Raw genomic sequence first — 9,202 nt, forward strand, 5'->3', positions numbered from 1 at the left:
ACCCGGGAAGGCGCCGCCCGGTGGACACGGCAGGCGAGGACGGCCGCGGGCGAAGGATGACCGGGTGAAGGAGGGCCGCGGGCGAAGGATGACCGGGTGAAGGACGGCCGCAGGCGAGGACGGCCGCGGGCGAAGGATGACCGGGTGAAGGACGGCCGGGGGCGAGGGACGCCGTGCGAGGACGGCCGGGGGCGAGGACGGCCTCGACCGCAGGGCGACAGCCCCGGCCGACCGTGTCCTCCGCCGGGGATACGGGCACAGGCGCGGACGTCGGCGGCCGATCCCCGAACGACCCCCCGCACCTGCACCGACGCGGTGGCGGAACACGCTTCGGCTGTGTCCCATGCGCCCAGCCCTCCCCGGGCGGCGTCCGGGGAGGGCTGGGCGGCCGAGCGGCGGTCCCTACTGGTCCGACGAGAAGCGGATCGTGCGAGCCGGGAGCGTGGTGTCGCACCAGATGCGGACGCCTTCGCGGAGTTCGTTGTCCGGGCCCACCTGGGCGCCGTCCCCGATGACCGCGCCCGTCAGGACCGTGCGCGCGCCGATGCGGGCGCCCGCGCCGATCAGAGAGTCGGTGATCACCGCGCCCGGCTCGACGATCGCTCCCGCGTGAAGGGTCGAGCCCGAGATGCGGGCGCCCTCGCCGACGACGGCGTCCGCGCCGACGACCGTGCCGCCGGTGAGCTTGGCGTCCGGGGCCACTCGGGCCGTCGGCAGGACCAGGCGGTCGCCGCACCGCCCCGGGACGGCCGGGGACGGGGCGCGGCCCAGGACCAGGTCCGCGGAGCCGCGCACGAAGGCCTGCGGAGTGCCGAGGTCGAGCCAGTACGTGGAGTCCACCAGGCCCTGGAGGTGCGCTCCGGTGGCGAGGAGTTCGGGGAAGGTCTCGCGCTCCACCGAGACGGGGCGGCCGGCCGGGATGGTGTCGATCACCGAGCGGCGGAAGACGTAGGCCCCCGCGTTGATCTGGTCGGTGACGATCTCCTCGGGCGTCTGCGGCTTCTCCAGGAACGCGGTGACCCGCCCGGTCGGGTCCGTGGGGACCAGGCCGAACGCCCTCGGGTCGTCGACCCGGGTCAGGTGCAGCGAGACGTCCGCGCCCGAGGAGTCGTGGGCGGCGACCAGGGCCCGGATGTCCAGGCCGGTCAGGATGTCGCCGTTGAAGACGAGGACCGGGTCGTCCGGGCCCGAGTGCAGGCGCGAGGCGACGTTGCGGATCGCGCCGCCCGTGCCGAGCGGCTCCTCCTCGGTGACGTACTCCAGGCTGAGCCCCAGTGACGAGCCGTCCCCGAAGTACGGCTCGAAGACCTCGGCCAGGTACGAGGTGGCGAGCACCACGTGCTCGACACCGGCGGCCCTGGCCCGTGCCAGCTGGTGCGTCAGGAACGGCACACCCGCCGCGGGGACCATCGGCTTGGGGGTGTTCACCGTCAGCGGGCGTAGCCGTGTGCCCTTGCCACCGACCAGGAGGATCGCTTCTGTCACCTGTCGTCTCTGCTTCCTGTCCGGGGCCGGTCATCGCCCGTCACGTCGTCTGTTCGCTCGTCCGGGCGATATGACCGGTCAGTTTATGCAGACGGTCGGACCGGCGACCTCATCACCGCCCCTGGTACTTCGCGGACGCGGCGCGTGTGGTGCCGAGCTTGCCGTAGAGGCGGGTGCCGGGGCAGGCCGTGGAGTAGCCGTCACGGTGTCCCGCGATGGAGTTGAACTTGACCTTCTTGCCCTTTTTGTACTTCCCGCCGGCGGAGACGAGTGTCGTCTTTCCCTTCGGGTTCACCCCGTGCAGCCCGAGCTTCCACGCCGTCAGCCTCGCGACGGCGGTGACGGCGGCTGCCGGCGGAGTCGTCGAACTGTAGGTGCCGAGGACGGCGATGCCCATGCTGTTGGTGTTGAAACCGAGCGTGTGGGCGCCGTGCACCGGCTTGGCCACGCCCCCGGCGCGGCCTTCGTAGATGTTTCCGCACTTGTCGACGGCGAAGTTGTAGCCGATGTCACGCCAGCCGCTGCTCTGGGTGTGGTAGCGGTAGATACTGCGGAGGACGGAGGGCGCCTGCTTGCAGGTGTAGTTGTTGCCGGTCGCGCTGTGATGGACGAAGGCCGCCTTGACCGCCTTGGTGTAGACGAAGCCCTTCTCGCGCAGCCGCTCGTCTGCGCCCCATCCCTTGCGGGTGATGATCTTCGGGCGCGGCCCGATGTACGGCTTCGCCGCGGCGGCGGCCGGAATCGCCGCCGTACCGACCGAGGCCAGCTGGGCGTTCACGGAGGCGGCGGCGGCCTCCTCGACGGTCGGTGCACGGTGCACCGCGCGCGCCCCGTGGGCCAGCCCGGCGCGGGGCTCGGGCCCCGGGTCGGCGGCCGGTTCCGGGCCGGGGTCGACCAGCTCGACACGGAGCCCTTCCGGGAGGGCTTTCGCCACCGCCGCCGCGATGTCGTCCTGACGGTCCGGCTGTACGCGGACCTCGACGCCGTCCGAGTCGCCGACCCAGAGCGGCGCGGTGGCTCCGCGGAGCGCGCCTGACGCGGCCTCCCGGGTGCCGGGATCGGCTCCGTGATCGTCGCCGTGGATCTCGACGTCCTGCCAGGCGGACCACCGCGCGTTCCCGGTCGCCCGGGTGCGGACCTGGACCGTGCCGTGGAGGTGGGCCCGGGCGTCGTCCCAGACGACGCCCACGAGGGAGAAGGGCCTGACGTCCCGTCGGGCCAGGCCCTGTGCCCCGTCGGTGGCGCCGGCGCCACCGACTGCGCGGCGGCCGGCGCCGAGGGGCGCGAGCGGCACGGACTGGGTGGAACCGGCGACGTCGGTCTCCTGAGGAACGGCGGCCGGCGCCGCTTCCCTGGCGGCGGGATCCGCGGCGGGCGGCGCCGTCTTCGGCGCGGCGGCCGCGCCGAGTGGCAGCGCCCCCGCGGGGGTCGCGAGGAAGAACGGAAGGGCGAGCGCCGTCGCGCACGTGACGGCGATGGAGGTGGCGAGGTAGGCACGCATGAGGCGATCCTCCGCACGACCCGCGGTTTCCGCTCGGCGGAATCGGGCACGGAAACTGACGGCCCGTCGGTCCGACCGGAGGACGGCGTCACCGGTACGGGGGGTCCCCGCCCCCCTGCCCGCGTACCCTTGCCCGCGTGAACGCCAGCGACCGCACCCCCGCCGACCTGCTGCGATCCGCGCTCGCCGCGGACCCCGCCCGCCCCTTGGTCACCTTCTACGACGACGCCACCGGTGAGCGCGTCGAATTGTCCGTGGCCACCTTCGCCAATTGGGTGGCCAAGACGGCCAATCTCCTCCAGGGAGAGCTGTCCGCCTCCCCCGGCGACCGGCTCGCGCTGCTGCTGCCCGCGCACTGGCAGACCGCGGTCTGGCTGCTCGCCTGCTCCTCCGTGGGCGTGACCGCGGAGTTCGGCGGGGACCCGGCCGACGCCGACTACGTGGTCGCGGGGCCGGACACGCTCGACGCGGGCCTGGCCTGCTCGGGAGACCGGATCGCGCTCTCGCTCGCCCCGCTGGGCCGCCGCTTCCCGACCGCGCCCGCCGGGTACGCGGACTACGCGGTCGAGGTGCCGAGCCAGGGTGACCGTTTCGCCCCGTTCGTACCGGTGGACGCCGATGCCCCGGCCCTCCTGGTGGGCGGTACGGAACTGACGGGCACCCAGCTCGTCGAGCGGGCCCGCGCGGACGCGGCGGCGCTCGGTCTCGCCCCCGGGGCTCGGCTCCTCTCCGGGCGTCCGTACGACACCTGGGACGGACTCTCCGCCGGGCTGTACGCGCCCCTGGCGGCCGGCGGGTCCGTCGTCCTGTGCCGGAACCTGGACCTGCTGGCGCCCGAGGCGCTCGAGAAGCGGGTGGAGAGCGAGCGCGTCACGACGACCGCCGGGTGACGACCGGTCGCCGTGGGACAACCCGCAGACGTTCCACCCGTATGGCGCACCGACTCGCCGAGTCCTCGGGTCCGCGCCTCAACTCCGGTACATGATCGGCGGGTACGCACCCCCTCCCGCACAACCAGGCGCATGGTTCGGCCGTCCCACTCTTCGAACGGCGGCCCCCGGGCGCGCCGCCGACGCCGCGAAGGATGGACTCAGACGTGACGGACAGTCCCGGCACGCCCGCCGAACCGGAGGCCCTGCGCAAACGCCACTGGCTGCGCTGGACGGCGCTCGGGGTCTCGGTCGTCCTCCTCGCCGCCGCGGGTGCCGGCTGGTGGCTCTACCGCAAGCTCGACGGCAACATCACCACCGACACCGACGCCGCCGCGGAGCTGCTCAGGTACGAGAGGGAGCGCCCCACCGCGGGCGCGACGGGGGCGCAGAACATCCTGCTCATCGGCTCTGACACCCGGACCGGCGCGGGGAACACCAAGTACGGCAAGGACAAGGGCACCCAGCGCTCCGACACCACGATCCTGCTGCACATCGCGGCGGAGCGGTCGAGCGCGACGGCCGTCTCCATCCCGCGCGACCTGATGGTGACGATGCCCAGCTGCCGCACTCCGGACGGAACGCGCACACGGGAACAATTCGCCCAGTTCAACTCGGCCTTCGAGATCGGCGGCACGGCCTGCACGATCCGTACCGTCGAGCGGCTGACCGCGATCCGGATCGACCACCACATGGTGATCGACTTCCGGGGCTTCAAGAAGATGGTCGACGCCGTCGACGGTGTCGAGATCTGTCTGCGGGAGCCGATCGACGACAAGGACGCCAGGCTGAGACTGAAGGCCGGGCGCCAGACGCTCAACGGCGAGCAGGCGCTGGGCTTCGTACGGGCCCGCAAGTCGCTCGGCAACGGGAGCGACACGGAACGCATGGACCGCCAGCAGCAGTTCCTGGGCGCCCTGGTCAACAAGGTGCAGAGCAACGGCGTCCTGCTGAATCCGACCCGGCTGTATCCCGTCCTGGACGCGGCGACGAAGTCGGTCACGACCGACCCGGGGCTCGACTCGCTGCGGGATCTGTACGACCTGGCGCGGTCGATGCGTTCGGTGCCCACGGAGAAGGTGCAGTTCCTCACGGTGCCGCGTCGACCGTACTCGTACGACGCGAACCGGGACGAACTCGTACAACCTGCTGCGAGTCAGCTCTTCAAGCGGCTGCGCGAGGACAAGCCCGTCACCGTGACGCCGGGCGGCGAGGCCTCCCCCTCACCCCGCGCGAGCGTGGGCGAAGTCACGGAGAGCGACGGGAAGCCGGGCTCCGTCGGCGCCCCGGACCCCGCGCCGACACCGACCTTCCCGGGACGTAACGCGGCAGACGGAGCGTGCGCCTAGGGGTGGGTGAGTAAAGGAGCACCCAAGGAGTCGGAGGGGAAGGGGGCGGCAGAAGGGGTTTGGGTAAATTGCCCAGTTGTAAGGGGCGTGGAATTTGTCACGGACGTCGCCCCACGCTGAACTGGGCGGATAGTGTGACGCGACCCGGTGCTTCCGACCTCGTGGTCGCGCACTCAACGGATCGAACGACCGAGCGCCCGCCGGGGGAGGCGCCTCGCGTGGCACCGACGGAGGATTCAAGTAACCGTGGACGCGCACAGCCGTGGACAGGCGGATGAGATCGACCCCGCCGACCAGTGGGTCCTCAACCCGCGAACAGGCGACTACGAACTGCGACTGAACCACTCCGCTGAGCAGTCGGCACCGCAGTCCCGCCCCCGCGGCGCGACCACTCCGGGTCCGAGATCCGCGGAGGGCTCCCGCACCGACCGGCGTTCCCGTACGGCCGGCGCGCAGGTCGAGGCTCCCCCTACGCCTGGAGGCGTGGGGGGACCCCCAGTCCCCGGCCAGCGCCGCCGTCGTGCGCCCGAGGGTCCCGGCGGCGGGCAGCAGTCGCAGCCGGGCCGCCGCAAGCGCAAGCCCGCGAAGTCCCGCAAGAAGAAGGTCCTGCTGTGGACCGGCGGGACGATGGCGCTCGTGCTCGTGGCCGGCGGCGTGGGCGCGTACGCGTACTACGAGCACCTCAACGCGAACATCAACAAGGTCGACGTGGTCGGCGCCGAGAGCACCGGATTCAAGAAGGACCAGGCCGTCAACATCCTGCTGATCGGCACGGACAAGCGGACCGGTGAGGGCAACGAGGGCTACGGCGACAAGAACAGCCCCGGCCACGCCGACACCACGATCCTCTTCCACGTCTCCAAGGACCGGACGAACGCCACGGCGATGTCCATCCCGCGCGACCTGAAGACCGAGATCCCCGAGTGCCAGACGAAGATGCCGGACGGCACCATCAAGACCATCCCGGGCCAGGCCGACGAGCGGTTCAACGTCAGCCTCGGCCAGGCCGGCCGTGACCCCGGCTGCACCATGCGTACGGTCAAGAAGCTCACCGGGCTGACCGTCGACCACTTCATGATGGCCGACTTCAACGCCGTCAAGGAGCTGACCACGGCCGTCGGCGGTGTGAAGGTCTGTCTGGTCAAGCCGGTCAAGGACAAGGACTCCAAGCTCGACCTTCCCGCGGGCGAGTCGACGATCCAGGGCGAGCAGGCCCTCGCCTTCGTCCGTACGCGCCACAGCTTCGGCAACGAGAGCGACCTGGACCGGATCAAGGTCCAGCAGCAGTTCCTCAGCTCGATGATCCGGCAGATGAAGTCGGACGAGACCCTGACCAGTCCGGGCAAGCTGCTCGACCTCGCCGAGGCGGCCACCAAGGCGCTGACCGTGGACTCCGGCATAGGAAGCATCGGGAAGCTCAAGTCCCTCGGCGAGGAACTCGCCAAGATCGACACGAAGAACATCACGTTCACGACGCTCCCGGTCATCGACAACCCGGCCGAGAAGATCAAGGCGACGGTCGTGCCCGACCCGGTCAAGGCACCGCAGCTCTTCGCCAACCTGAAGTCCGACACCTCCCTCACCGAGGTGAAGAAGAAGCAGCAGGACGCCAAGAACGCCCAGGCCGCCCTGCTGAACGGGGAGCGGTCCACCGCGCGCGAGGTGCGCGTCGACGTCTACAACGGCAGCAGCATCCAGGGCGCCGCCCAGTCGACGATCAACTGGCTGCAGGTCGAGCAGGGCGTCACACGGTCCACGAACAAGAGCAACGCCCCCGAGAAGGCGGCGAAGACCACACTCGAGTACGCACCGAACCAGGCCGATCAGGCCCGCAAGCTGGCGGACCTCATGGGCCTGCCCGCCACGGCTCTCAAGCCGGGCACACAGGACGCCGAGGAGCTCGCACCCATGACGCTCGTCCTCGGCTCCGACTTCAAGGGGGCGGGGGTGCCCATCACCGGTCCGGCGAAGGCGCCGGAAGGTGCGCAGACGGCAGACAAGAAGGTGTGCGCCGAGTAACCCGGAGACACCGGGCTGTGGCGCACTCCTGAGACGAGGGGACCAGGGGTGGGACAGAACAGCGTGCGTGGGGAGGGGACGCGGGGACGCGTTCCGCACGCCCGTGATTTGGGCTGGGACGAGACGCTCTACGAGGACGAGACCGAGGGGAGTTCGCGCGGCGGAGCCAGGACCGACAGGTCCAGGCGCCGCGGGACCAGGGGCGGCACGTCGACGACGGGCGAATCCACGACCGGCGGCGACCGGGCCGCCGAGGAGGAGGCCGGCGGCGCCACGAGCGGCGGTGGAGGCGGCGAGGGCCGTGCGAACCACCGTCGCAAAGGGCCGCGCCGACGCGCCAGGAAGAGCGGTAAACACAAGGTGCTGCGCTGGGTCGCCGCGACCCTGTCGCTGCTGATACTCGGCACGGCGGCGGCCGGATACCTGTACTACCAGCACCTCAACGACAACCTCCGCGGCGGTAGCCGCGCCGGCGGCGACAGCGGTGTGAAGAAGACCGCGCCGAACGCGCTCGGCGACACCCCGCTCAACATCCTGCTGATCGGCTCCGACAGCCGCGCCGACGCCAAGAACGTGGCGCTCGGCGGCGGCAAGAACGACCGGGACCGCAAGCCGCTCGCCGATGTGCAGATGTTGCTCCATATCTCGGCCGACCGCAAGAACGCCAACATCATCTCCATCCCGCGCGACACGATCGTCAAGATCCCGGAGTGCAGGGACGAGGACGGCCGGACCTACCCCTCCTCCACCACCAGCCCCATCAACGAGACGCTGCAGCGCGGCGGTCCCGGCTGCACCCTCACCACGTGGGAGAGCATCACCGGCGTCTACGTCGACCACTGGATGATGGTCGACTTCGCGGGCGTGGTCGCGATGGCGGACGAGGTCGGCGGCGTACCGGTCTGTGTGAAGACCGGTGTGCACGACAGGTCGACCCGTCTCCAGAAAGGCGGTTCCGGCCTGAAGCTGAAGGAGGGGACCACCGAGATCAAGGGTGAGCAGGCCCTCCAGTGGCTGCGCACCCGGCACGCGTTCGGCAGCGACCAGAACCGTGCCAAGGCCCAGCACATGTACATGAACGGCATGATGGAGAAGCTCCAGAGCCAGAACGCCTGGACCGACACCGGACGCCTCATGGGGCTGGCCGAGACCGCCACGAAGGCACTTCAGGTCTCGGACGAGATCCGCTCGGTGTCGAAGCTCTTCGATCTGTCGATGCAGCTCAAGAACGTGAAGCTGGACCGCCTCACGACGGCGACCGTCCCCACGGCCGAGTGGTCGCAGGACAAGAACAAGCTCGTCATGGTCGAGAGCGCCGCCGACAAGATGTGGTCGATGGTCCGCGACGACGTGGCCTTCGACAAGAACGGTGACCCGGCCGGCGCCAAGCCGTCCGCCTCCGCGCAGCCGAAGGGCCCGACCGCGGCCGCGCCCGCGACGCTCGACGTCACGGTCGTCAACGGGACGAGCGGGGACGGGCTGCCGCCCACGGAGGGACGGGCCGGCAAGCTGGCCGAGACCCTGCAGGGCAAGGGCTTCACCCGGGCGGAGTCCTCGAAGGCCGCCGAGGCCCGCAAGGACACCGTGGTCAAGTACCCCAAGGCGGACGGCGACCAGGGCAAGGCGGACGCGCTCTCCGTGGCCAGGGCGCTCGGTCTGCCCGACTCGGCCGTCCGCGCGGACGCCAAGGCGGAGGACATCACGCTGGTCGTGGGCGCGGACTGGCGTCAGGGCGCCACGTACGAGAAGCCGAAGACCGAGGCGGGCGACCTGCCGGAAGGCGCGGACGACAAGGTGGACTGCATGGACGTCTACAGTGTCTACAAGTGGGACGGCAAGAGCTGACGCTCCCGCACACACGGCGTACGCACACGGCGTACGCACACGGCGGAAGGAAGGGCCCCCAGGGGGGCGCAGGC

General features: G+C 71.0%; 6 protein-coding genes. 4 read left to right on the forward strand and 2 right to left on the reverse strand.

The genetic code is table 11. From position 1 onward, the window contains the following. Positions 1–402 precede the first annotated feature (402 nt). Positions 403–1,485, reverse strand: a complete 1,083-nt coding sequence (locus tag ACFUJR_RS30610) for a sugar phosphate nucleotidyltransferase (protein ID WP_383173272.1) — start codon at positions 1,483–1,485, stop codon at positions 403–405. A gap of 112 nt (positions 1,486–1,597) precedes the next feature. Beyond that, on the reverse strand, positions 1,598–2,986 hold the full coding sequence (locus ACFUJR_RS30615; protein ID WP_383450942.1) for a peptidoglycan recognition protein: 1,389 nt from the start codon (positions 2,984–2,986) through the stop codon (positions 1,598–1,600). Between the two features lie 137 nt (positions 2,987–3,123). Here ACFUJR_RS30615 and ACFUJR_RS30620 point away from each other — a divergent pair, with 137 nt between their 5' ends. The 4 genes from ACFUJR_RS30620 to ACFUJR_RS30635 all read left to right on the forward strand — a co-directional run bounded on the left by ACFUJR_RS30620 (position 3,124) and on the right by ACFUJR_RS30635 (position 9,128). After that, entirely contained in the window at positions 3,124–3,876 is a 753-nt protein-coding gene (locus ACFUJR_RS30620; RefSeq protein ID WP_383173270.1) for a TIGR03089 family protein, read from the forward strand. Positions 3,877–4,070: 194 nt separating this feature from the next. Further along, positions 4,071–5,264 (forward strand): LCP family protein, encoded by a 1,194-nt coding sequence (locus ACFUJR_RS30625; RefSeq protein WP_383173268.1) that lies wholly within the window; start codon positions 4,071–4,073, stop codon positions 5,262–5,264. A 246-nt stretch (positions 5,265–5,510) separates the two neighbouring features. Then, on the forward strand, positions 5,511–7,283 hold the full coding sequence (locus ACFUJR_RS30630) for an LCP family protein (protein ID WP_383173266.1): 1,773 nt from the start codon (positions 5,511–5,513) through the stop codon (positions 7,281–7,283). A gap of 48 nt (positions 7,284–7,331) precedes the next feature. Beyond that, positions 7,332–9,128 (forward strand): LCP family protein, encoded by a 1,797-nt coding sequence (locus tag ACFUJR_RS30635; protein ID WP_383173264.1) that lies wholly within the window; start codon positions 7,332–7,334, stop codon positions 9,126–9,128. Positions 9,129–9,202 lie beyond the last annotated feature (74 nt).

Origin of the sequence: Streptomyces sp. NPDC057271, from assembly GCF_042668715.1 — a bacterium.
Lineage (GTDB): Bacteria > Actinomycetota > Actinomycetes > Streptomycetales > Streptomycetaceae > Streptomyces.